25 protein-coding genes are annotated in these 23999 nt (G+C 56.9%); 11 read left to right on the forward strand and 14 right to left on the reverse strand.

Features of this window, described 5'->3' with window-relative positions; genetic code table 11:
- The first annotated feature begins 32 nt into the window (after positions 1 to 32).
- Positions 33 to 2030 carry a threonine--tRNA ligase gene (gene thrS / locus ACZ5C3_RS20010; protein WP_464032401.1) on the forward strand — a complete coding sequence of 666 codons (1998 nt, stop codon included), beginning with the start codon at positions 33 to 35 and terminating at the stop codon, positions 2028 to 2030.
- A gap of 217 nt (positions 2031 to 2247) precedes the next feature.
- Positions 2248 to 2817 (forward strand): nitroreductase family protein, encoded by a 570-nt coding sequence (locus ACZ5C3_RS20015; protein WP_464032403.1) that lies wholly within the window; start codon positions 2248 to 2250, stop codon positions 2815 to 2817.
- Between the two features lie 2 nt (positions 2818 to 2819).
- Here ACZ5C3_RS20015 and ACZ5C3_RS20020 read toward each other — a convergent pair whose 3' ends face one another.
- Together ACZ5C3_RS20020 and ACZ5C3_RS20025 are read right to left on the reverse strand one after the other, a co-directional pair.
- Positions 2820 to 5165: a sensor domain-containing protein gene (locus ACZ5C3_RS20020; protein ID WP_464032404.1), complete on the reverse strand. Its 2346-nt coding sequence runs from the start codon at positions 5163 to 5165 to the stop codon at positions 2820 to 2822.
- Between the two features lie 311 nt (positions 5166 to 5476).
- Entirely contained in the window at positions 5477 to 6532 is a 1056-nt protein-coding gene (locus tag ACZ5C3_RS20025) for a hypothetical protein (RefSeq protein ID WP_464044237.1), read from the reverse strand.
- A 237-nt stretch (positions 6533 to 6769) separates the two neighbouring features.
- Here ACZ5C3_RS20025 and ACZ5C3_RS20030 point away from each other — a divergent pair, with 237 nt between their 5' ends.
- Complete coding sequence (locus tag ACZ5C3_RS20030) at positions 6770 to 7807, forward strand: patatin-like phospholipase family protein (protein ID WP_464032406.1); 1038 nt, start codon at positions 6770 to 6772, stop codon at positions 7805 to 7807.
- Positions 7808 to 7838: 31 nt separating this feature from the next.
- Here ACZ5C3_RS20030 and ACZ5C3_RS20035 read toward each other — a convergent pair whose 3' ends face one another.
- Both ACZ5C3_RS20035 and ACZ5C3_RS20040 read right to left on the reverse strand, forming a co-directional pair.
- Entirely contained in the window at positions 7839 to 8267 is a 429-nt protein-coding gene (locus tag ACZ5C3_RS20035; RefSeq protein WP_464032408.1) for a CBS domain-containing protein, read from the reverse strand.
- 175 nt (positions 8268 to 8442) lie between these two features.
- A complete protein-coding gene (locus ACZ5C3_RS20040) occupies positions 8443 to 9171 on the reverse strand; it encodes a rhomboid family intramembrane serine protease (protein WP_464038384.1) in 729 nt (242 codons plus the stop codon).
- Positions 9172 to 9729: 558 nt separating this feature from the next.
- On the opposite strand from ACZ5C3_RS20040, the gene ACZ5C3_RS20045 reads away from it, so the two are divergent.
- The 3 genes from ACZ5C3_RS20045 to ACZ5C3_RS20055 all read left to right on the forward strand — a co-directional run bounded on the left by ACZ5C3_RS20045 (position 9730) and on the right by ACZ5C3_RS20055 (position 12122).
- Positions 9730 to 10293, forward strand: a complete 564-nt coding sequence (locus tag ACZ5C3_RS20045) for a PAS domain-containing protein (RefSeq protein WP_464032410.1) — start codon at positions 9730 to 9732, stop codon at positions 10291 to 10293.
- Between the two features lie 261 nt (positions 10294 to 10554).
- Positions 10555 to 11169 (forward strand): PilZ domain-containing protein, encoded by a 615-nt coding sequence (locus tag ACZ5C3_RS20050; RefSeq protein WP_464032412.1) that lies wholly within the window; start codon positions 10555 to 10557, stop codon positions 11167 to 11169.
- A 332-nt stretch (positions 11170 to 11501) separates the two neighbouring features.
- Positions 11502 to 12122 (forward strand): transglutaminase-like cysteine peptidase, encoded by a 621-nt coding sequence (locus tag ACZ5C3_RS20055; protein ID WP_464032414.1) that lies wholly within the window; start codon positions 11502 to 11504, stop codon positions 12120 to 12122.
- 155 nt (positions 12123 to 12277) lie between these two features.
- Here the strand turns inward: ACZ5C3_RS20055 and ACZ5C3_RS20060 are convergent, their stop codons facing one another.
- Together ACZ5C3_RS20060 and ACZ5C3_RS20065 are read right to left on the reverse strand one after the other, a co-directional pair.
- The gene (locus ACZ5C3_RS20060; protein ID WP_464032416.1) at positions 12278 to 12808 is read right to left on the reverse strand and encodes a gamma carbonic anhydrase family protein; all 531 of its coding nucleotides are present in this window, start codon (positions 12806 to 12808) and stop codon (positions 12278 to 12280) included.
- Between the two features lie 382 nt (positions 12809 to 13190).
- A complete protein-coding gene (locus ACZ5C3_RS20065; protein WP_464032417.1) occupies positions 13191 to 13520 on the reverse strand; it encodes a DUF6949 family protein in 330 nt (109 codons plus the stop codon).
- A 256-nt stretch (positions 13521 to 13776) separates the two neighbouring features.
- Between ACZ5C3_RS20065 and ACZ5C3_RS20070 the strand changes: the two genes are divergently transcribed.
- On the forward strand, positions 13777 to 14490 hold the full coding sequence (locus ACZ5C3_RS20070) for a hypothetical protein (protein WP_464032418.1): 714 nt from the start codon (positions 13777 to 13779) through the stop codon (positions 14488 to 14490).
- Between the two features lie 87 nt (positions 14491 to 14577).
- Here ACZ5C3_RS20070 and ACZ5C3_RS20075 read toward each other — a convergent pair whose 3' ends face one another.
- The 4 genes from ACZ5C3_RS20075 to ACZ5C3_RS20090 form a co-directional block, all read right to left on the reverse strand.
- On the reverse strand, positions 14578 to 14796 hold the full coding sequence (locus ACZ5C3_RS20075) for a DUF3126 family protein (RefSeq protein WP_464032420.1): 219 nt from the start codon (positions 14794 to 14796) through the stop codon (positions 14578 to 14580).
- Between the two features lie 270 nt (positions 14797 to 15066).
- On the reverse strand, positions 15067 to 15891 hold the full coding sequence (gene cysE / locus ACZ5C3_RS20080) for a serine O-acetyltransferase (protein ID WP_464032421.1): 825 nt from the start codon (positions 15889 to 15891) through the stop codon (positions 15067 to 15069).
- Positions 15892 to 15998: 107 nt separating this feature from the next.
- Positions 15999 to 16751 carry an alpha/beta fold hydrolase gene (locus tag ACZ5C3_RS20085; protein ID WP_464044238.1) on the reverse strand — a complete coding sequence of 251 codons (753 nt, stop codon included), beginning with the start codon at positions 16749 to 16751 and terminating at the stop codon, positions 15999 to 16001.
- Between the two features lie 97 nt (positions 16752 to 16848).
- A complete protein-coding gene (locus ACZ5C3_RS20090) occupies positions 16849 to 17982 on the reverse strand; it encodes a hypothetical protein (RefSeq protein WP_464038385.1) in 1134 nt (377 codons plus the stop codon).
- A 284-nt stretch (positions 17983 to 18266) separates the two neighbouring features.
- On the opposite strand from ACZ5C3_RS20090, the gene ACZ5C3_RS20095 reads away from it, so the two are divergent.
- Positions 18267 to 18512 (forward strand): zinc-finger domain-containing protein, encoded by a 246-nt coding sequence (locus tag ACZ5C3_RS20095; RefSeq protein ID WP_464032422.1) that lies wholly within the window; start codon positions 18267 to 18269, stop codon positions 18510 to 18512.
- Between the two features lie 7 nt (positions 18513 to 18519).
- Entirely contained in the window at positions 18520 to 19713 is a 1194-nt protein-coding gene (locus ACZ5C3_RS20100; protein WP_464032423.1) for an FAD-dependent monooxygenase, read from the forward strand.
- A gap of 7 nt (positions 19714 to 19720) precedes the next feature.
- Here the strand turns inward: ACZ5C3_RS20100 and ACZ5C3_RS20105 are convergent, their stop codons facing one another.
- On the reverse strand, positions 19721 to 20149 hold the full coding sequence (locus ACZ5C3_RS20105; RefSeq protein ID WP_464032424.1) for a hypothetical protein: 429 nt from the start codon (positions 20147 to 20149) through the stop codon (positions 19721 to 19723).
- Positions 20150 to 20603: 454 nt separating this feature from the next.
- Here ACZ5C3_RS20105 and ACZ5C3_RS20110 point away from each other — a divergent pair, with 454 nt between their 5' ends.
- Entirely contained in the window at positions 20604 to 21365 is a 762-nt protein-coding gene (locus tag ACZ5C3_RS20110; protein ID WP_464032426.1) for a hypothetical protein, read from the forward strand.
- 16 nt (positions 21366 to 21381) lie between these two features.
- Here the strand turns inward: ACZ5C3_RS20110 and ACZ5C3_RS20115 are convergent, their stop codons facing one another.
- Positions 21382 to 22200 carry a hypothetical protein gene (locus ACZ5C3_RS20115; RefSeq protein ID WP_464032428.1) on the reverse strand — a complete coding sequence of 273 codons (819 nt, stop codon included), beginning with the start codon at positions 22198 to 22200 and terminating at the stop codon, positions 21382 to 21384.
- A 432-nt stretch (positions 22201 to 22632) separates the two neighbouring features.
- Here ACZ5C3_RS20115 and ACZ5C3_RS20120 point away from each other — a divergent pair, with 432 nt between their 5' ends.
- On the forward strand, positions 22633 to 22836 hold the full coding sequence (locus ACZ5C3_RS20120) for a hypothetical protein (RefSeq protein WP_464032430.1): 204 nt from the start codon (positions 22633 to 22635) through the stop codon (positions 22834 to 22836).
- A gap of 65 nt (positions 22837 to 22901) precedes the next feature.
- Here the strand turns inward: ACZ5C3_RS20120 and ACZ5C3_RS20125 are convergent, their stop codons facing one another.
- Both ACZ5C3_RS20125 and ACZ5C3_RS20130 read right to left on the reverse strand, forming a co-directional pair.
- Entirely contained in the window at positions 22902 to 23459 is a 558-nt protein-coding gene (locus ACZ5C3_RS20125; protein WP_464032431.1) for a hypothetical protein, read from the reverse strand.
- A gap of 104 nt (positions 23460 to 23563) precedes the next feature.
- Positions 23564 to 23944 (reverse strand): hypothetical protein, encoded by a 381-nt coding sequence (locus ACZ5C3_RS20130; RefSeq protein ID WP_464044239.1) that lies wholly within the window; start codon positions 23942 to 23944, stop codon positions 23564 to 23566.
- Positions 23945 to 23999 lie beyond the last annotated feature (55 nt).

The following is a 23999-nucleotide window of genomic DNA, read 5'->3' on the forward strand; positions in this document are numbered from 1 at the left end:
CCGTTCGCAGGAGTGAGCCAAAGGAGCAGATGATGTCTGATAAACCATTCACGTATTCTGTCGCGAATCTGAAGCCCGTCGATAGCAGCAACGTCACGGTGACCTTCCCCGACGGCGCCAAGCGCGATTTTCCCAAAGGCACCACCGGCCTCGATATCGCCAAAGGCATTTCGCCTTCGCTTGCCAAGCGCACCGTCGCCATGGCGCTCGATGGTGAAGTCTTGGATCTTGTTGACCCGATCGGACGCGACGCCAAGATCGAATTCGTCAATCGCGAGGATCCCCGCGCGCTGGAGCTGATCCGGCACGATGCCGCGCACGTGCTCGCCGAAGCTGTGCAAACGCTGTGGCCCGGCACGCAGGTGACCATTGGTCCGGTCATCGACAATGGCTTCTACTACGACTTCTTCCGCAACGAGCCGTTCACGCCGGAAGACTTTGCCGCCATCGAAAAGAAGATGCGCGAAATCATCGCGCGGGATCAGCCCTTCACCAAGGACGTTTGGTCGCGCGATAAAACCAAGCAGGTTTTCCGCGACAAAGGCGAAGCGTTCAAGGTCGAACTGGTCGACGCCATTCCGGGCGATGAACCGATCAAGATTTACTATCAAGGCGACTGGTTCGACCTCTGCCGTGGCCCGCACATGACGTCCACTGGCAAGATCGGCAACGCCTTCAAACTGATGAAGGTTGCAGGTGCCTACTGGCGCGGCGACGCGAACAACCCGATGCTGACGCGCATCTACGGCACGGCGTTCGCGAAGCAGGAAGACCTCGATGCTTATCTCAAGCAGCTCGAGGAAGCCGAAAAGCGCGACCATCGTCGTCTCGGCCGCGAGATGGATCTCTTCCACTTCCAGGAAGAAGCGCCCGGCTCCGTGTTCTGGCATCACAAGGGCTGGACCCTGTTCCAGATGCTGGAGAACTACATCCGCCGCCGCCAGACGCAGGCCGGCTACCAGGAGGTCAACTCCCCGCAATTGATGGATCAGCAATTGTGGGTCACGACGGGTCACATCCCGACCTACGCCGAGAACATGTTCATGACGGCCAAGCGCGAGGACGACAATCGCGTCTACGCCATCAAGCCGATGAACTGCCCCGGCCACGTGCAGATCTTCAAGAACGGCCTGAAGTCCTATCGCGAATTGCCGCTGAAGATCGCGGAGTTCGGCAAGGTCCATCGCTTCGAGCCGTCAGGCGCGATGCATGGATTGATGCGCGTGCGCGGCTTCACACAGGACGACGCGCACGTCTTCATCACGCAGGAGCAGATCGCCGACGAATGTCTGGCGATGAACAACCTGATCCTGTCGATCTACAAGGACTTTGGCTTCGACGACGTCCACATCAAGTTCTCGGATCGTCCCGAGAAGCGCATCGGCGACGATGCGGTGTGGACGATTGCCGAAAACGCCCTGATGAAGACGCTGGAGGCGACCCAGCACCCCTGGACGCTGAACAAGGGTGAAGGTGCGTTCTACGGACCGAAACTCGAATACACCCTGCGCGATGCCATCGGCCGCGAATGGCAGTGCGGCACCATTCAGGTCGACCTCAATCTGCCGGGCCGTCTCGGCGCGTTCTACATCGACGAGCACTCCAACAAGGTCACTCCGGTGATGCTGCATCGCGCGATCCTCGGCTCGCTCGAACGCTTCACCGGCATCCTGATCGAACACTTTGCCGGCCACTTCCCGCTCTGGCTCGCGCCATTGCAGGCCGTCGTCACCACCATCACCTCCGATGGCGATGATTATGCCCGCGAGGTCGTTGAAGCTTGCCGCCGCGCAGGGCTGCGGGTCGAGATCGATCTGCGCAACGAGAAGATCAACTACAAGGTGCGCGAGCACTCGCTGGCCAAGGTGCCTGCTCTTCTCGTGGTCGGCAAAAAGGAAGCAGAGAACCGAGCGGTTTCGATCCGCCGCCTCGGCAGCGAGGGCCAGACCGTGCTGCCGCTTGATGAAGCCCTCAAGGCGCTCGCCGATGAGGCGACGCCACCGGATATCAAGCAGGCGCGCAACGCCTAAGACGAAACGGTTCAATGAAAAGAAAACCCTCCGCTTAAATTGAGCGGAGGGTTTTTGTTTTCGATGGCTTGATGCTACCGCGCTCCGAGGCGGAGTTTCCCAAACGCGCCAAGTCGCAAGCGAAATGAGTTTAGAGACCTCGTAAGCCGGCTCGCCTTGCCATTCGTTATTGCATCCCGATATTTGGACCGAATTGCACTATTCCCGCGGAGACCGAATGCCCGACGCCCTCGACCTTCTGAAAACTCGCCGCTCGCTCAAGCCGCTCGAAATGACGGGTCCTGGCCCTTCGCCCGCGGAGCTTGAGACAATCCTCACCATCGGTTCACGCGTGCCGGATCATGGCAAGATCTCGCCGTGGCGATTTATCGTTTTTGAGGGTGATTCCCGGATGAAAGCCGGCGAGATTTTCGCCCGCATTTTCCGGCTGAAGAACGTCACCGCGACACCGGACCAGGTCGATGTCGAGAAGAAGCGATTTACTCATGCGCCGCTGGTCATCGCCGTGGTCAGCAAGACGACAAACCATCCCAAGGTTCCACCGTGGGAGCAGCAGATGTCCGCCGGTGCAAGCGCAATGAACATTGTGCACGCCGCCCACGCGCTTGGTTACGTCGCCAACTGGCTCACGGGCTGGATTGCGTTCGATCGTGACGTGCTAACCGCGCTGGGACTGCAGCCCGATGAGAAGATTGCCGGCTTCATCCATATCGGACGATCAGAGCGCGCCATTGAGGACCGCCCTCGCCCGGTTCTGAATGAAATCGTGACGCGGTTCGGTGAATAGCGTCAGGCCGCTTTCGACGATCGTTTTCCGAAATTGGAAATCAACCCTGGAATTTCCGACGCAGGCTGTGCCGCACTGAACAGGAAGCCTTGCACCTCGGTGCATCCTTCTGCCCGCAATGCGTCGAGCTGATCCTCAGTTTCTACGCCTTCCGCCGTCGTCGAAATGTTCAGGCTGCGGCCAAGACCGGAAATAGCCCTGATAATCGCAGCACAATCGGAACGGCCGGCAAGATCACGCACGAACGAGCGGTCGATCTTGATTTTGTCGAAGGGAAAGCTGCGCAGATAACTCAACGACGAATACCCAGTACCGAAATCATCCATCGAAATCCGGACGCCGAGTTCACGCAACTGGTGCAGGATCGCAAGGTTGGCTTCGGTTTCCGCAAGGAAAATGGATTCCGTAATCTCGAGTTCGAGCCGGAATGGCGACAGGCCCGAACGCGCCAGCGCTCCAATGACGGCAGGCACAAGGTTGCGGCTACGGAACTGCACTGGCGAGAGATTGACTGCGACCTTGATATCCTTTGGCCACTTCGCTGCTTGCTCGCAGGCTTCCTTTAGAACCCATTCGCCTAGTTGAACGATCAAACCGATATCTTCCGCCACCGGAATGAAGTCGGCGGGCGAGATCATTCCCTTCTTCGAGTGGTTCCATCGCACCAGTGACTCGAACGCGACAATGCGGTTCTCGGATACATCGACCAATGGCTGGTAATGAAGTTCGAACTCGTTGTTCGCGAGCGCGTAGCGCAGATCCAGTTCCATGTCCCGGCGCTTCTGTGCAGCACGGTCCATCTCTTTCTCGAAGAAACGGTGTACACCACCGCCCTCGGACTTGGCGCGATAGAGCGCCATATCTGCATTGCGCAGGAAATCCTCTCCGGTCTGGCCGTCTCCGGGCGAGATCGCAATGCCGACGCTGGCGCCGATAACGATTTCGAGGCTGTCGATGCTGTAAGGCTCACTCAACCGCTCAATCAGGCGTACCGCAAAATTACTGATCTCGTTGGGCGAGGACTCCACTTCCAGGATCATCGCGAATTCGTCGCCACCGAGTCGTGCGACGAGATCCGTTGCGCGCAGATTTGTCGCCAACCTGTCCGACACCATCTTCAGCAAGCGGTCGCCCATCGGATGACCGAATGAATCATTAACGTGTTTGAAGAGGTCAAGATCGATACACAGCACTGCGATGCGCTTATCGATCTGCTTACTACGCGCCAGATCGCTTTGCAGACGGTCCTGGAACATCACGCGGTTCGGCAATCCCGTCAGGGCGTCGTGGTGCGCCATGAAAGCGACACGCGCTTCGGCCTTACGGCGTTCAGTGATATCGACGGCGGAAACAAGGAAAGCATCGCGACCATTGAAAGGAACACGGCGCCCGAATGTCAGTACCTCGATCTGGCTGCCGTCCGCCTTCAGATGCCGCCAATTTGTGCCGGATTGATAGACATCGCCAATGTGGTCGAGCGCGCGACTGTGCTCCTCCCATTCATCGCGAGGCCAGATGTCCTGCAGCTTCATCGCCAGAAAATCGGAGCGGTCATAGCCGTAGTGCTTCACCGCGGCATCGTTGACGCTGAGAAATTTCTTCGTCTCAGCATCGAATACCCACATCGGCATCGGGTTGCTTTCAAACAGCAACCGAAACGACTGCTCGCGCCGCTTGAGATCCGTGACATCGGTCAACGAGACCGAAATCAGCTCTCCGACAGGCGCCGCATTGATCTTCAAAGTGTTGGAGCCAACACTGACCTCGAACTGGTCGCTGCAGTTGCCGTTGATAACCGCGATCAACTTTTCCACGATCTCCGACGCACACAGGGCGTGATTACCGGCACTCAAGCGGCGCCAGCGCAATTCGTCAGGTTGAACCCCGAGCAATTTTGCGGTGCCCTGATTGAGATGGACAATCTGAAAATCAAACGGCCGTTCCTGTGCATCGCGAATGGTCGCCAGCGAGAGGATGCCGTCGTTCGTTGCGTAGAAGATTGCATCGAGCAAATTGTATTGCAGTCCACGCTGGTTCACATACGCGCCAACCAGCGTTTCGCCCCAGCGCGATGTCATCGGCAAAGCGAAAATGTCGTATGCGTGAACCAAGCCATCACGCACGCAATGAGCAGATGTGAGATGCGGCTTGCCATTCCGGCAAGCACTTGCAACAGCCTCTTCCAGGATCAGCGCGCAATCCGGCGGCAGCATGGTCAGAGGCGTGTCCCACACCTCCATGTCCAGCCAGGTTTCCACATATCGACCGGCGCGAGAGATTTCGAGGTCGGCGTTCGCTCCCTTGATCAGCATGACATGGTCGGACAGGCGGCCAAGGCTGCCCAACATGACGTCTTCAAACGAAGGCAGCCTGGTTCCCGGCTTGAGGGCTGCATGCCATTTGCGGCGCAGGACTGCGACATCAGAGAATTGATCCGAGTCCGAGCCGGTCACTGTCCGTGACACTCTTTCGACGGCAACCACAACGCACCTCTACCGATCAACGCGACGTCCTGTCGTGTCTGCACAGCATCCAATGCCGCGCCACTTAAAGCCGCGTAAACAGGCCTTCTGGATAGGGAGAATGCCGCGATTGTGAAAGTTATAAGTCGATCGATGGTTAGTGCTGGTTAGCAACTATGACAGTTTCGCGACAGAATTTATCGTGCGATAACTTCGATCTCGCCATCCACGCCATTGGTGACGTTGAAGGGGCGCTCGAATACCTTTCCCTCGTTCTTCGCGATCACGCGATACTCACCTTCGGACAGCACGACACGCGGAAACGCGCCGTTGTATTCCTTGATGACGTCGCCGGCGGGCGTGATGACAGACCAGGCGGTATTCGCCAGCGCTTCGCCCCCTTTGTCGCTCACGAGCTTGAGCGTGATGACAGCGGCGCGGTGGGTCACGGTCACATCGGTAAGCTTGCCGGACTGGACACGGATGTCTGAGCGCACCACCGAGTTCGCATCACCGTAGTTTGAGATGATGTAGTAGACGCCTTCAGGCACCAACAGCACATCGCCTGCGGCAACGTTCTGTGCAATCGGGGCACGCTCACCGACTTCGAACTGGCTGCCCTTGTAGAGTGAAAACGTAATCTGTCCCTGCGGAATCTTGCTGCTGCCGACTCTGCCTTCGATGCGAAGACCACCGGCAGGAAGTTCAAATGATTCGCGCAGGGTTTCCTGGCGCAGGGTCACCGGACGGACCGCGCTGACGAGACCAAGCGAGGCATGAACGACGTAACCGCCCGGTGCGAGGACGATATTGGGTGTCGCACTGCGCTCTTCACGGACCAGTTGAAATGCACCGTTCGCATCCGGCTTGTCGGAATAAACGCGCCAGATAATACCCGCATTGACAACGGGAAGATCTTTTCCGAAGCGGGCGCTGAGTGCCAGCACAGCCTGTCCCGGCACGTTCGCCGGTGTCGTCGGCGCCGGGGGTGGTGCGGTCGTGACCGGCGGCTGGGTCAGCGTCGCCGGCAGGCCGGGCGTCGTGGCTGGACCGGACGACGGCGGCGCAAGGCTGATCGCGGGTCCGGACGGCGCTGGCGCTTCCGGAACATTATTGGGCGGAACCGGCGGCGGGTTTTCGTTGAAAAACTGCGCAGCGGCGGGTTGCGTCACCAACAGACATGACAGCACAAATAGCCATGCCAAGCGCACAACACGCCTGACGGGCCGGCCATCATGTCGGAGGATTGTCATGCGGTTGGTTTTTCACTGAAAACGCGGCAAATTCAAGCCTCAGAACAGGCTTGACGAACCTTATCAAAGCCCCGGTGAACCGCCTGATCCCTGCAAAATCAACATAGGTCGCGGTTCAGTCATAATTTCTGATTACCCCAAGGGGCGTGTTCAGGCACAATCATTCACATTTCACGCTTTAATGGCCTGGTCAGGCGTACGGCCGATTCGCGGTCGTAACTGTCAGGGAGACCGCCAGTGTTGGAAAGTTTGATCGGGTTCGGCCAGAACGGCTCCCGCAGCAAAACCGGAATCGAAACCAGCGTCACCAAAAAGCCAGTCATCGGATTAGCTCTTGGCGGTGGTGCCGCTCGCGGCTTCGCGCATATCGGCATTTTGCGCACGCTTCTGGCGAACGGTATCGTTCCTGACATCGTGGTGGGCACCTCGATCGGTGCAGTGGTTGGCGCGTCCTACGCCGCAGGTCATCTCGACACGCTCGAGCTCTGGGCGAAAAGCCTCCTGCCCCGCAATATCTTCAGCTACCTGGACATCCGACTCAATGGCTCGGGCTTGATCGGCGGCAGCAAGCTTGCGTCCCAACTCGAAGCGTCGTTCGGCCGCATCCTCATCGATGAACTTCCGCTCAAATTCGCTGCGGTCTCTACCGAAGTCAAAACGGGACACGAGATCTGGCTCACCGACGGGCCACTCGTCGATGCAGTACGTGCGTCCTATGCCCTGCCCGGCATCTTCGAGCCGGTCCTGATCGAAGATCGCTGGCTGGTGGACGGCGCGCTCGTCAATCCAGTGCCGGTCTCTGCAGCGCGTGCGCTTGGCGCGGAAATCGTCATCGCCTGTAATGTCAGCACAGACGTCTTCGGACATGGCACGATCATTTCGGCCCACGGCAAGCGACCTGCGGAGCCCGAAGCACCGGCCGAACCAGTCGTGGAGAAGCGAGGTTTCGGAAAATTCTTCTCGGCAGAGAAGACCGTGAAGCGGGAATTCTTCGGCAGCGCCAGCCGGCCTGGTATCTCCACGGTGATGGTCGAAGCCTTCAACATCATGCAGGACCGCATCACGCGATCGCGGCTCGCTGGTGATCCGCCTGACGTCCTGATTTCACCGCGCGTGGGACGCATCGGATGGTTCGACTTCCATCGCGCGGAAGAGACCATCGGGCACGGTATTCGTGCCGCCGAACGTAACATCGAGTCGATTCAAGAAGCGATCAACCTGCTCACATCGACTGCCAGCCAGCCGCCTGGAACCGCGCAGCCGACGTCTCCTTGAGAGAAGAAAAAGTCGGCTGTCGCGAAATATCTCAGGCGGTCTTGATGTAGTCGTGGAGCGCTTCCTGCTCCCGCTCATATTCGGCGACGCGCCATTTCACGACGTCACCGATCGAAATCAGGCCGACGATCCGCTCGTTTTCGACGACCGGCAGATGCCTGAACTTGCCCGACGTCATGACCTCCATGATCGCGCCGACGGTGTCTGCCTCCCTGCAAGTGATAACCTTTTGCGTCATCACGTTGCGGACAGGTTCATCGAGGGCGCTTGCACCGCGCTCGCCGAGCACGCGCACAACGTCTCGTTCTGAGAGAATGCCATCGATGCGCTGTCCGCTCATCACCAGCACTGCACCGATGCGGCGCTCGGATAGAATTTTCACCGCCGCCGAAAGTTTGGCGTCCGGCGATACGCTGACAACCTGATGGCCTTTGGAGTCCAGAACAGCTCGAACCGTCATTGTCGTCTCCCCGAAGATAGCCGCTCGGGTTGTACCGGCGGCCTTTTGCTCTTGAGTCAAACAACGCAGCATCAATTTGGTTGCGCTCGATCCGCGAAGAGAAAGCGGTGTCAGCGCAAATCAATGATGTCCCAAATGATATGAGCCCGCAAGGTAGACGTTACCGCAGGGCTGTTCAGCGCAAATCAGGTCCGCCGGCCGGAGGCAGCGCACCGGCGCGGTTGTCCTGCACAATTGCCCGCGGCACGGGGTCGAACAGCGAGAACAACAACAATCCCGCGAGAAATCCGCCGATATGCGCCTGCCATGCAATGCTTTGCGAGCCAGTGCCGATGGCAATCGCCCCGAGACCCGTGACGATGTTGAGGCCAAACCAAACTGCAAGGAAGCCCAGCACCCGCGAACTCTGCAGCGACTGCACCAACGAAAGCGCAGGCACGTGTGCAGCGGTCGCGACATCCCGTCCGAACGACAGGAAGCTGCCCCGCTGAAACGCAAACCGAATTGCTGCCGCCATGGCGCCCGATACCGCCGCTGATGCCCCGATCATGGGAGCGACTTGATGCTGGTGCGTCAAAAGGTGTGCGACGGCGCCAGCGATGGCCGTCACGGCGAAGAATGCGAAAAATCTTACCGGCCCGAAGCGGCGGGCCACCGCACTGCCGAACGGCAACATCCACAGCATGTTGAACGCAATGTGGGTGATGTCGGCGTGCAGGAACGCATAGGTCAGGAAGGTCCAGATTTGCGCACCAACCCCGCCTGGAAATTGCCCGGCAAGTACGGATGTATCGTAACGCGCAGGCACAAAGCCGAACATCCAGATCACTTCCTGATCGACATCCAGCGGCAACATGGTGCGCACGGCATGAATGCCCACCATGATGACAAGCAACAGCGTCATCGCCCCAGGAATGGTCAGGATCGGCTCGCGAGGCGGCTCGGTCGGCTCAAGAGATGGGTCTGGAGAATCCAAGGGCGCACAGGTCCAAAGTGGCGGGGACAAAGACGGTCGCGTCCCCTGAGATAGGCGGCTTTAGCGGGGTGGTGCAAGCGGGCACTGCAAAAGAAAAGGGAGGGCTAAAAAGCCCTCCCTCCGGTTTTGTCGGTCTTTTGCGCGCCTTACGAGTAAGAGCGCTGTGGCGCTCGGGCAATCCCCACCCCTCCCCGCGCAATGACCAAATTGTTTTCCGCCACCTGTAACTTCAACTCAAAGTTCGACTTGCCACCGCCAGTCCCTGGAGAAGACCGGCGACATCGAGTGCGAGGACCTTACCCGCGCTCCTCATATTCACAAAGCTCATGGTAAATTTAACGTTAACGCGACAAACACCTGTCTACTCCTCGCGTCAGGCATGGACGCTGCACCTCTGCTCCCGCACAACAACGAAGGGGCCGCGTAACGGCTGAAGCGGGACAACTCTGTCCCATTTTGGTTCAGGCGCGGGGCAAGGGTTCAGACATGAAACATCCTGCGAGCCGTGAGTTCTTCGGCTATTGGGACGAAAAGCGTGCCGGCGATGCTGCGCCGGAACGGAGCGATCTTGCGCCCGAAGAAATTCGCCACCTGTTGGGCGACACATTCGTCCTGTCCTACGACGCGGCAGCAGCCTATCCATTCCGCGTCGCAGGTACGCGAGTGTGCGCCCTGTTTGGCCGAGACCTGAAGAGCCAAAGTTTTACCGGCCTGTTCAATGACGACAGCCGGCACGATGTTGAGGACATCGTCGGCATCGTCGCCGAAGAAACGCTGGCGACGGTCGCGGGTGTTACCGCGCGTGCAGCGGATGGCACACTCGCTCATCTGGAGTTGCTGCTGCTCCCGTTCAGCCCACGCTCGCATTCGCCAGTCAGTATAACGGGAATGCTGGTGCCATTCGGTGCTCGCGAAGCGCAGGCCTACAGCGCTTTGAAGGATCTCAATCTCACGTCGTGGCGACATGTCGGCCAGGAACGGCGCGGGCCACGAACGTTGCGCAAGTGGTCGGTGGTACGCGGTTTGACCGTTTACGAAGGCTTGCGATAACTCATAGAGTGGATCTCACATTCGCTCCCCACCGGCCGCGAATTCGCCATGCGAATGTCAAATCCAAAACTCCACTAGAAATTTATACTTGCTAGTGGTCCTTCAATTCTAACATTCGCAGAGGTGCCTGCTGAAACGGGATGCGAATGTTAGAATGGGACCGCTAGCGCGAAGGCTGCACATGCAGCCTCGCTAACGCACCATTAACCCTGCGCGCCCTAAGGTTAACCGAAACCGAACGGCCGGTTGACTGGTGTGATGATGGCGTTGGTACAAAGACAAATCATTCGGCCATCCGCTGAGGAGCGGAGGCGCTTTCAGCGCGTGAAGGTGCACCTGCTCGGTCGCTACATGCTGGCGGACCGGCGTGAATTTCCATGTCAGATTATCAATATGTCGCCGGGCGGCCTCGCGATGTTGGCGCCTGGCATTGGCAACGTGGGCGAGCGCGTGGTCGCCTATCTCGACCATATCGGCCGCGTCGAAGGCAAAATCACCCGCCTGCTCGATAACGGCTTTGCCATGACCGTTGCCGCGACACCGCGCAAACGGGACAAGCTTGCGGCCCAGCTCACCTGGCTCGCCAACCGTCAGATCCTCAACTTGCCGGAAGACCGTCGCCACGATCGTATCGTGCCGCGGAATCCGATGGCCCTGCTCAAGTTCGATGATGGCCGCGCCATGCCGTGCCGGATCATCGACCTCTCGCTGTCGGGTGCGGCCCTTGGAGCGGAAATGCGCCCCTCGGTCGGAGAACAAGTCACACTCGGCCGTGTCCGGTCTCGCGTCGTCCGCCATCTCGAAGAGGGCTTCGCGATCGAGTTCATTCACCCGCAGCTTCCTGACACTGTCGAAGACAACGTAAGCGCCCGGTAAAGAGCCGAGGTTACCAACTTCTGATTTTGCAGGCTCATCAAGGCGATATCCGGTACCGGATATCGCCTTGATGCGTTTTGGACGTGTGCGGCAGCCATCAGCCGCGAACTCCACTCCTCTTAAAAAAATTCGCAATATCAATCGCTTGGAAAGGGTTCGATAAAATTTGAATCAAATCCAAGTATTTCAAATTTTATGCTTATTCTACTCAAATAAAACTCGATTTATCCTCGGTTTTTACTTGTAATTGCTTCAATTGTACTTGGTACACTTAGCCCACCCGCAAATCCTTTGTGGGAATGATGGCCCCAACAAAAACAAAGGGGGCCACAATGTTCTCAATACGTGGACAGGGACTGGGCTTGGCAGTTGTTGCCAGCCTCATCGGCATGACTGCCGCCGCAAACGCGGCAAGTGAACGCGCGCTTTATGCAAGCCTGGGTGATTCCGCACGATCGCCGATCGGCTGGATCGAATTCTGTAACGATAATCCCGCTGACTGTCAGAGCGGCCCAACACAAGCCCGCGACATCGTGATGACGCAGGCCGCCTGGAAAGACCTGGTGCGCGTCAATCGCTGGGTCAACGACACCGTCAAGCCGATTACCGACATGGATCATTGGGGTGTCATCGAGAAGTGGTCGTATCCGACGGACGGATATGGGGACTGCGAGGACTACGTCCTGCTCAAGCGCAAGATGCTGATCGATGCCGGATGGCCACGCGAGGCTCTCCTGATCACCGTGGTGCGCGACAAGAAAGGCGAAGGCCACGCAGTTCTGACCGTGAAGTCGGACAAAGGCGAGTTCATTCTCGATAACCAGAATGAGGACATCGTTGCCTGGACTGACACGGGCTACCGCTTCGTCAAACGGCAGTCTCAGACTGATCAGAATGTCTGGGTCTCGCTTGGCGACACACGTCCAGCCGTTGCGACCGCAAGCGCACGCTGACCTTTAAACAAGATCAACGGAGATACACGGCCCGGTCATAAACCCACCCCTCCCCGTCCCAGACCGGTTCGTGCGCGGCCAGCTCTCCCCCAGGGCTGGCCGCAACTCATTTGGTTCATGCTAACGTTTGGTGAGGTCAGGCGGAGCCGGACTGGTCAGCCGATCTTCTTCAGCCCGGCCTTGAAGCGCTTGCTGTTGGACACGTAGTGCGGCGCGCCCTGGGTCAGCGCACTCACCTGCTCCGGTGTCAACGCGCGGATCACTTTTGCCGGCGCGCCGACGACGAGTGAGCGCTCCGGAAATTCCTTGCCCTCGGTGATGATAGCGCCTGCGCCAACGACACAGCCTTTGCCGATACGCGCGCCATTCATGATGATCGAGCCCATGCCGATCAAAGCACCATCTTCGATCGTGCAACCATGCAGGATGACGTTGTGCCCAATGGTACAATTCTTACCGATGGTCAGCGGAAAGCCGGGATCCGTGTGAAAGGTGCAGTTGTCCTGCACGTTCGAGCCTTCGCCAATCTCGATCAGTTCGTTGTCGCCGCGCAGCACTGACCCAAACCAGACGCTTGCATTGTTTTTCAAGCGCACGTTGCCGATGACGGTTGCAGTTTCAGCGATAAAATATTGTCCGTCAGCGGGAAGTTCAGGGGCCTTACCGTCAAGTTCGTAGAGCGACATTCACTGTCTCCGGTCAGCGCGTTTCAGGCGAAATGGGATCGGGTTCGCGTGAGAAACGCGGGACACCTAGTGTGGCGGTTCAGAAGTCCGCATCATTCGTGCGGCGAGTCTGAAATGCGGACTTCTGAACCAAAGCCACACTAGATCAATATAATTTGCTAGTGTCCTTCGATTCCGAAGTTCGCAAACGAACGTGCAGCGGAATGATGCGAACTTCGGAATCGGGACACTAGCCGACAATGCCATGAATGGGCTGGCTCTGGCGAGGGCTAGAGCATATCCGGTTCCGATTGAGTCAGAACCGAGGCGCTCATAAACGCTCTATTCCCGTTTGACGCGTTTTCTTCACGCGAACCGGTAACCACTTCGCTCGAAAACGCTTTTATGCAAGCAGGCCGGAAACCTCCAGCAGCATGATCAGGACCGTGCCTGACATCATGCTCCAGAAGCCGGCAATGATCGTCGCCAACATCACGAACTCGAAGCGCCGGTTTTCAAGCTGACGGCCGCGCACGGTGTTGCGCATGATGATGAAAGGCGCCGCGAACACCAGGAACGGGATCGCTGCAACCGCTTTGGCCGTCGCCTCATGAGACAGAAGACCAAATCCGGCAGGCCGCTGGACGAAGGCCTGATATCCGCTCGTCAAAGCACCCGCGAGTGCAAAGCCAACGAGAATGGCGAAAAACGAATTGAACGCTTCGGGCGACATCGAACACTTCCAACACAACGAGATGATTGAACCGATCTGGCCTTGGCGCAGGCGCCAACAGGACCTCTGGTTCACGCCGGCTACGCTCGCAAAATGCCGCCGCTACCGCCAGCTTATCCTTAAAGAAAGGTTAACGGGCGCCCGGTACCTCCCCTGCGCAATAAAATGTCCCGGACCTCATAGAAACATGATCTCCGTGGCATACTCGGCGCCGATTCGCGGCCTAGCCGCCTGTATGGAAAGTTCTTGTTGGTTCATGGCCCTGTATTCCCCGACCTCAAACCCGAGGCCTGCCGCGCGACGCGTTAAGCGCAGTCTTCTCTCCCCGTTTTTCGTGATGGGGGGAATTGGGGCCGCAGCCATCAGCGTCGTGACCTATTTGCTGTGGCCAACCTGGAACCTGGAAAAACCCAGCGATCCGTCGCGCCTGCCGATCAGCATTGGCAACACGCTGTTCAACGTTCCAACCAAGGCCATCCGGGTGAAGATCCAGAAACGCACAGGTCCGCAGGAACGGATTGATCTTGCGTTTGTCTACCCCTCGCTCAATCCGCCAGACGCCCCACGTCATGTCAGCGCCGAGACCGTTGAAGAGAACCTCCCGGCGATCGACCGCATTTTTCTATCTATTGCCGCGCATCACGATGCGATGCCGCCTGATGAGCGCTTGAAAACCATCTATCCGCGCTATCTCGACCCAAACGCTCAACGCGTCGAGGACGGTCTCGACATCCGGGCGTTTCGCAACAACACTCCCTACGCCAGCGAAGATCTGGTTTACGCCGAAACGCCTCGGCTGGTGGCACGATGTACGCGTGACGCTGCGACGCCCGGCATGTGCCTGAGCGAGAGACGCATTGAAGGGGCAGATCTGATTTTCAGATTTCCACGCGATTGGCTCTCGCAATGGCGCAACGTCTCCGGCGCCATGGAGCAGATCGTCAACACAATGCGGACACCGCGGAGTTAGTATGCAAACCGCGGTCTCGCCACAACACATCTATCGCGGGTGCAGGGGAAGCAGGCTGGCACAATCAAAGTGCCAGCCTAAAAATTCTCAGACTTCTTCCTCGATGTCAGTCTCGAGGATCGCCATCTGGAACTGATAGGAGCGATCATCGTCCTCGTCGTCGACGAACAACACGCCGATGAACTCTTCGCCGATGTACACCTCGGCCGAGTCATCCTTCTTGGGCCGCGGCACGACTCGGATTTTTGGATTCCCGAACACGCGCTTGAGATAAGCGTCGAGCTTCCTGACTTCCTGAACGTCCACGTGCATCTCCTCAAGTGATCGAAATTTGCGATAGCTTTAATGCGGGACGACGCGACACGCCAGAGCCCGTGAGCGGACAATCAAAAGAAAATCTAGTGTCCCGAATCCAAAGTTCGCCTAGTTGTGCGGCACTCCCTAGCGAACTTTGGATTCCAAAGGACACTAGTAAAATCAAAATGCTAGTGTGGTTTAGGTTTAGAAGTTCGCTTGAAGGACTCGCGGAAAAGATGAAGCGAACTTCTAAACCACCACACTAGAATTTTTTTTATGTCAGGTGCCGAGTGCGTTGAGCATCTGGTTCATTGTCCGCGACGGCTCGGCGCAACCTGCTTCACCGACAATTTTCGCCGGCACGCCTGCAACTGTTACGTTGTTCGGAACAGGCTTAACGACCACTGAACCAGCAGCAATACGGGCACAATGTCCGACCTCGATGTTGCCGAGAATCTTGGCGCCCGCTCCGATCATGACGCCGTGACGAATTTTAGGATGACGATCCTCGTTTTCCTTCCCCGTTCCCCCAAGCGTCACGCCGTGAAGGATGGAAACATCGTCCTCGATCACTGCAGTTTCACCAACAACGAAACCCGTCGCGTGGTCGAGGAAAATACCGCGACCAATCTTCGCCGCAGGATTGATATCGGTCTGGAATTCAGCAGATGCGCGGCTCTGGATGTAGGACGCGAAATCCTTGCGGCCTTTGTTGTAGAGCCAGTGCGCCAGACGGTGCGCCTGGATCGCGTGGAAGCCCTTGAAGTAAAGCAGCGGATCGATGAAGCGCGACGTTGCGGGATCACGATCAAACACAGCCACCAGATCAGCTCGGAAAGCATTGCCGAAATCCGGCTCTTCACGAATTGCTTCGTTGTAAGCCTGACGGATTAGATCGCCAGACAACGCGGAGTGATCCAGCCTCTCGGCGATGCGATGCACGACTGCAGCCTCGAGCCGGTCATGATGCAACACCGTTGAGTAGATAAACGTCGCCAATTCCGGTTCGCGCCGAACGATTTCTTCGGCCTCGTCACGAATGCGAGTCCAGACTGGATCGACAGTCTGGAGAGTGGACTTCGTATCGAGTTGATGCTTGACCATGGTGATATCCGGCTGATCCATTTAGGAAGATATTACCACATAATCGGCCGAAGGAAGGCCGCAATGCCCGCAAGGTTGACGCGCGAATAATATTCTACCTTCCCCGTCTAGGGCCGATTTGCCAGAAACTCCATCACGCCGTCTTTATAAACGCGGTCCCCGACCGCGCGCATGTGATCGCGATTTGGAATATCAAGCACTTGCGAGCCCGGTATCACCTCCGCCAGCCGATGTGACGATCCTGCGACATCATCGGTGGTGCCGACTGCGATAAGCGTTGGAACACTGATTGCCGCGGCTTCATCGCGGGTCATCAAGCGGCGCGAACCTCGCAAACAAGCTGCCAGCGCCCTGCGGTCCGAGCGGGTCTGATCTGCAAAGGCGCGAAAAGTCTTTCCCATCGGGTCGGTCACATCATCGAGTGAATCCGCCTCAAGCGCGGTCGCGACATTCTCCCCGGGACCGCCGCCTTCGATCAGGCCCATGCCGATGCCGCCGAGGATTGCTGAGCGCAAACGCTCAGGATTACGTTGGCCAAGGTAAGCGGTGATCCGCCCTCCCATCGAATAGCCCATCATGTCCGTACGCGCGATGTCGAGATGATCCATCAATGCGCGCACGTCACCAGCCATAATGCCGATATGGTATTCCTCAGGATCGTAGAGCTTGCTCGACTCTCCATGCCCGCGATTGTCGAGCGCAATGACACGCCGCCCAGCTTTAGCCAGCGTTGACACCCACGTCGGATACACCCAGTTTACGTTCTTGGTAGACGCGAAGCCGTGCACGAGCACGATCGGATCGCCCTCGCCTTCATCGAGGTACGAGATTTCCACGGAGCCGTTGTGAAAGCTCGGCATCACTTTTATTCCATTTTTGTTGGGGATGGTTCTTAGAGCGGGACAATAGGGAAAGAAGATGGAGTTTAACGGAGCCTGACGCAGATCACCAGCACCTCTAAATGGCTTGTATCGGACCAGGTGTCTGCGCCACCACCATATCTCGTAGCGCGCGTTTGCGTTTTGACCGCTGTAGCGACCAGAGCGCGAGCCGCTCGGTCGCAGACTTGATCGACGACAGAAAACCGAACACCGCAAGACATGCTGCGAATATCCACGACGCAAGATTGAAGGTGCCCATGGTAAGCAGTAGCGCGCCGCGGCCAAGTATTTTCAAGATAGCGCGTGTCTGACTGCCCTTCTTTTCCGCGAGGCGCGCAGCACGAGCGACATCCGTCGGACCGTCGGCAATGCGAAGTACATCGAGCGCACCACGTGTCCCTGCTTTTTCACCGACGCGTCCAACATCCTTAGCGAGGCGAACAAGAGCACCTGCCTTTTCCGCCTTGAATGCGGCTTTCATGGCGGTGATGGCCTGACCGGGGTGAGCAATCGAAGCCGTCGCGACGGCCTGCTGTAATGCTGGCGCATCCACCACGCCGCGCGCGGAACGGCCCGCCCACTCGGTCAGGCCTGCACCCAATCGGCCCAACTTACGCGCATCCTTCACCATTGAGAGACCTGCGCGAATAGGCACAGCGCCACCAGCTGAAACATAGGTGGCGGCGGTCACCGCAAGACCAGCCCCCGCGAGCCCAAGCACCAGCCGATCGGCATCCTCCCCCATGGCAAGCCGCTTGCCCTCGCGGACCACATCGCGAATGTCTCCGAACACAAACAGATCGCCTGCGACCGTCCCCGAAAGGCTGACAACGTCATCGGCCTCGCCCGTCACCAGACCGGTCGCAAACCGGCGCGCCATATTGGTCGTTGAATTTTCCTCGGCAACGGCCGCGTCGACACGCTCCGACAATCCTGCTGGAAGCGAAATATTTTGGTCCTTTGCCAGATCGGTAAAACTTTTCGCAAGGTCTACGTCCCCTGCGTCCAGCGCCGCGGTCACATTTTCCGCGATGGAATTCCCGCGATCCCGCAAGGCGGCTCCGAGTTGGAGATCAGACAATTTCGCCGGGTCATCCTGCGCCAGAAGCAATGCTGCGGCGTCATGGGCGCGTGGCCACACGACAACAAACACGGCAGCCGCAGCTGCCGCGCCCATCAACGCTACACCGATACGCCATGACACTTTCACACCGAACCGCAGCTCCAAATTGCTTCCGTTGGCCCTAACCGGTACCGACCTTGAGATGGTGTGCCGCTTTTCAGACACAACCTCCCCAACGAAAGAAGGGCTTTCCCAAAGCGGCGGGATTGTGTCGAATCCACACGACGACTTTATCGCGGATTGGACGAATCCAGAGCCGCGACCTATGAATTCGTTGCATCGCTCAGTATGGTGCAGCCGGCGACGCAGGTTGTGCTGTGCCGCTACTGCATATGGGCATTTGGACTTTTTGGACCTCAAGGTGACTTACTATGGCGGATCACGTCGTTCCCCACTTTCAAAACGATGCAGGCGTGGCCATCATCGAAATTGGCTCGCGTGAATTCATGTGCATCGGCGCCAATCCGCCTTTCGACCACCCGCACGTGTTTCTCGACCTCGGCGACGACAACGAGATCATCTGCCCGTATTGCTCGACGCTCTACCGCTACGCGGCCGATATTGCCCCCGGCTCGGCACGCCCTCCGGAATGCGTGGTGAAGGACAAGGTGGCCTGAGGCCCTTGTGGCCACCTCGCGCACCGTCGTCATTGCTGGTGCCGGCATCGGAGGCCTGACCGCCTCCCTCGCGCTTGCCAGACAAGGGTTCCGTGTCGTCATCATGGAGCGGGCCGAACGGCTTGAGGAAGCCGGTGCGGGGCTCCAGCTGTCCCCCAACGCCAGCCGTCTGGCCATTGAACTCGGCCTCGAATCTCTTCTTGCCCCCCATGTGATCGCCCCCGACGCGATCAGTATCTCCACGGCCCGAACCGGTCGAGAGATCGGTCGCATCCCCTTGGGCGCGGCTGCCATCCTCCGCTACGGCGGCCCCTACTGGATTGTTCGCAGAGCGGACCTCCAATCTGCTCTGCTGACCCTCGTGGCGGACCATCCCGACATTGACCTTCGCCTTGGCGCGCAATTCGAGGACGTCGCCACCTACCCCAAGGGCGTCACCGTCGTCCAACGCAAGGGGGCCGCTCGCCAGCAGGAGCCGGCGCTCGCGCTGATCGGTGCTGACGGGGTGTGGTCCACGGTCCGTCACCAGATATTTCCGGAGGTCCGGCCGCAATTCACAGGCCGCATCGCATGGCGCGGCACCATCGACGCAAAGCAGCTCCCTCGGGAATTCGCGACCGGACGCGTCCAGCTCTGGATGGGAACGAACGCTCATATCGTCGCCTACCCCATGTCCGGCGGGCAGCGGATCAATGTGGTCGCGATCACATCCGGCAAATGGAGCCGGCCAGGCTGGAGCGAACCCGGCGATGTCGTGGAGATCGCCAATCACTTCTCTGCACCCCAATGGCCGATCGCCGCGCGCATGATGATCGGCGCTGTCGACAGCTGGCGGAAATGGGCCCTGTTCGCGATGCCCGACGGCGGCGCATGGAATAAGGGCAAAATTGCCCTGCTCGGAGATGCATCGCACGCCATGCTGCCGTTCGTGGCTCAGGGCGCGGGGATGGCAATTGAGGACGCCATGGTCATCGCGAAATGTTTGGCGGACGCGCAGGGAAATGCAGACAGCGCCTTCGCCCAATACGCCAAACTCCGTGCGCCACGCGTGACGCGGGCGCAGCGCACCGCGCGTCAAACGGGACAGATTTATCATCTCGGCGGGCCGATCGGTTTCGCCCGCGATCAGGTCATCAAGGTACTGGGCGGATCGCGCCTGCTCTCACGGCAGGACTGGATTTACAATTGGCGAATGCCTTGATCCGCGATCAACGTTTTCGCTTCGCTGGGGGCGGCTCGGCCGGCGTTGTAGTCGCTGCCGGAGTTGGCGGAGTCGCAGGGCAATTATCCTGAGCTAATTTTTCATCGATCTGGTCACGCTCGGCGCGAGCGGCTCGATAGTCGGTCTGATAGGCAAGACCGGATACGAGGCTACCGGCAGCGCCCGTTTCCGCTTTCGCCATCAACCTCTCAAGTTCGACGACGCGCGCGTTCGTCGCGGCACGCGCGGTCGCGAGTTGCTGACAATTATAGAGCGAATATTTCGCCGGATTAACGAACATGCTGGACGAAGCACTGGATGCACAGCCGCCGAGCGCAAGCGCGACAAAGCCCATGGTCGCCAATTTGAGACTGGCCATCGCTGACGGTTGTCCACGATGCATTCCCTGACCGGGATCGTTTAGAAATTCAGCCATGCACCGGCATTCCATGATCTTCGTGTTGATTGTGTGGTGGTGCGGACGGCGAGAATCGGACCCGCACGACATCGCCATCGAGAGATTTTAAGTCCTACGACATAATCCTAATAGGTTGATTTTCTGGGTATATCGAGCCTGCATCGGTGAGTCCTGAATCAAAGGTAAACAGCCCTTCCCGCACGTCGGAAATAAAGGATGGGACTCAGGCGGTGGAATCGCGGCATGGCTTCCTCGACAGCAAACACCGGCCGAAAGGAAAGCAAATGCTCTTGCCCGTCACGCTTGTCCTCACCGCAGCGCTATCGCTGAACGCCGCAGTCCTTTGGGGAATGTTTTAAGACATTACGGCCGCGACGACGTGCCCAGCACTTTAGAATGACGCAGCAAGATGCCAAAGCGATTCTCGACTAAGCTCTAGCTTAGCAAACCGCCTATATTTACCTGGTGCGCCATGATCAAAGAACATTCGAGCTTTCCGCCGCCAGAAGACCGGGATGTGTCAATTTGGCGATATATGGACCTCGTCAAATTTCTTTGGATGATTCAGAACAACGCCTTATATTTTTCGCGCAGCGATCGCTTAGGCGACCCCCACGAAGGACACTACACAAAGCTTCTTGCGGGCTACGACGGTATTCTTGAAGCAATCCGACAGCAGAAGCTTACCGGCGAAGATGATCAAACATTTATAGATAATGTCAAAGAGACGCTGCACTCGAAATGGACAAACTACATAGCGGAATCCAAGAAACGTTTTTTTGTAAGTTGTTGGCATATGAATGACGAAGAATCTGCGGCGATGTGGAAATTGTATGGGGCGCAGCAGCAGTCGGTATGCGTTCGATCAACCTACAACAGATTGGCACAGGCGCTTCCTAATCGATGCCATCTTGGGTGCGTCCGATACATTGACTATCGCACCGATGCCATCTCAGTGCAGAACGTTCTCAACTTCATCACGCACAAAAGAAAATCTTACCAGCACGAGAACGAACTCCGCGCGGTATGGGTCGATTGGCGGGGCGCCAAAAACGGATCGCCAGCGCAATTTAATGAATCTGTATCGGTAAATCTGAATGACGTAATTTCTGACGTTTACGTAAACCCGGCATCTGACCAATCTTTTCTCGAAATAATTACACGGCTCTGTGAAAAATATGACATCGCGGCCCCGGTGCTTCAATCCGAAGCTAACGCACCACCAGCCTATTGATGCCGAAAATTGGGAGCTAAACGCCGTTTCCGAACCGTTTTCTTACTGCGGAATTAACCCGCGTTACATTTCGACCCCACTCAGTCTCTTCTTCAAAGTATTTGATTAGCTCTTTGTGTCGCTTGAGTTCGATTACCTTCAGCGCCGGGTTGAGCGGCTTTCGGATATCAACGACATACCCCGGAAAAAGCGCACCGACCAACAATTGCTGCATCTGCACGCGAAAATCTTCGACATAACTTTCAATATTTGAAAGTGCATCCAGGATCTGCTCGCCTGACCGCTCTAGCTTTAACAGAGATTCACTATTTGGAGGAGACCACGGAAACGTCTTATCCGGACTGTCTAAACGCGGAGCCGGAAAGATCGGCATCGAGGCGTCAATATAGTTCGCGTAAGCTTTTTGAGCATCGTAGAGTGCAGCATTGAAGGCAACTTGAAAGACCTTCATTCTAGGATCAACAATACCCCATTCTTCAACGGTGATGACAACATTCACAGCTTTTGTGTGAGCAGCGCTCCACTTCTCATTGAATGTCGAAAAGCGCTCTCTTGGCAAAACGGGGGTGTAACCAAGCGACAGCGTGCCCTTCGCGGATCGAATAGATATGGGAAACATGCGAATAAAGTTAGAGACATCAAGTTTCGCGTCGAGCGCCTCTCTGCACACCGACAAGATTGATCGATAGATTTCGATTTTGAGCTTGAGCTCTTCACCGCTCCTATCATTTTCCCGCGCTTTGCCGGCTTGACGACCAATCTGAAGAAAGACGACCGTGGCTGCTAGAATTGCGCCGGTGACAGTAGCGGTCGCGGTGATCATTGCGGCTTTCACAGGAGCCTCCAGCGAGCTAAGCCAAATCCAAAATTCCCTGCCCATGACTCTTTGGCCCTATTCCCATTTCGACTTTGACCGCGCGACTTCCCGCACCTTAGTTGGTGGCGGTTGAAACATCACCGCTACGTCCCAATTGCCGCACACCGGGCACATCAAGCGACTGCCTAAACGAGCAAGCGGAAAACCTCCGCCCTTCGATCAGACTAATGTTTGCATATCCAACTCAGCGCTGTTCTCGCATTTCGTGATCTTGGTCGGGCTTTCCACATATCCCCGCTAGCAGTTCACGCGGATGCGCCAGCTAAGCCTGTAAGCCTCTCCAAGGGTCGAAATTGACATAGAAACAAAACAAGAACATACTCCGTAACGGTCAACGACAAATTGATAGCGAGGAAGCTGGTGACACAGGTGACTGTTTACAAAGTCCGCATGTATGACATTTCGACCGACGAGTGGACCGTTTCACGCCGCTACGCGACCGAGCGCGGTGCAGAAAAAATGGGCGCTGAAATTATCGCGGGATCAGATCTCAAAGTTGATGTTAGCGATCTTGAACCCGGCGAGGAATGGACACCCAGAAATTTCACGCCATGGGGACGTGGTGGCGGTTTTCAGACACAAGTGACTAGCTGAAACGATCTTGCTTCGGGCCCGGCATATGGACGGTCCGCTGCATTAGCGTGACGATGATTGAGGCGTTACACCTCAGCTTTTAAGCTCACCGGACCTTTGTTGAAGAAGCTATTAACATCGGGGATATATTGCCTCGCCTCAGAAACAATAGAGAGCTTCAATTTATCAGACCGTTTTCCGAGAACTAGGAAGTTATCGGAAAACGGCTCGACCCAGTTCTTGAAAATATCTTCGCCAAGGGCATTCGCCTTATATTTTCGCTTATGCAGCAGCAAGAAACTATTCAGCTCATCGCGGCACTTTAAATATTCTGACAAGCTCGCCTCAAGCCTCGGAAAATAAATTCCAATGAGCATCTGTGTTTCAGAGAGCGCTTGCTTGCTACCCGTCTCCTTAGAATTCCTTTTCAGTTGCTCATCAAGGAAACTGTTATAGTCCTGCTCTCCCCTCAGGACGGAAAAGTAAGGAAGAAAATGTCCTCCTAGAACATGATCGTATCGTTCGAATGCTCGATACAGTTCTTCGGCCTTTTGCCGCATAAATATGTTTTGATCTTTCTTGAGGTTCAGCCAATAGGAAACGAGCGCAGATGTTACACCGCTAGCTGCAACCGTTCCCAACACCGAAAACATCCAACTAGCGTCCATTATTCATCCCTACGGGTATCTTGTTGCCCCGCATACAAACGGCACTGCAAACCACTTGCTGATTAACGTTGCGCCTTCATCTACCGCCGACTAATGGATTTCCAAATCTGCACGACCCAGTCCCATACCGTTCCTATTGTCAGGTCTGAAAGCGAGGGCGATTTCTGATCTTTTTGCGTTTCCGCCACCGGCTCGGGTTTTGATCGTAATTTACTGCATACATTTTCTGGCGTTGCGGCCTCTATCCTTGTAATTTCCCAATAGCTCGCCACGACAAGATCGCCACGAAATCGATAGACTACCTGTGGCGCCGCTGTAGCAACTCCTTCGGGAGGCGAACACGTAACGACGAGAACCTTGTCTCTTTCGAATTCCTTAAAGAGCGCTTCTTTCTCTGGATCGCGCTTCTGGGCTGAACAACCAGCTAATAAAAGCAAAGATAGAGTCAGAACGTATTTCATAGAAAATCCCCCGCACTCAATTATGAACGCAGGGGATCGGCGGTTGCAAGGGTCT

Source organism: Afipia dichlorophenoxyacetatis (assembly GCF_055386385.1).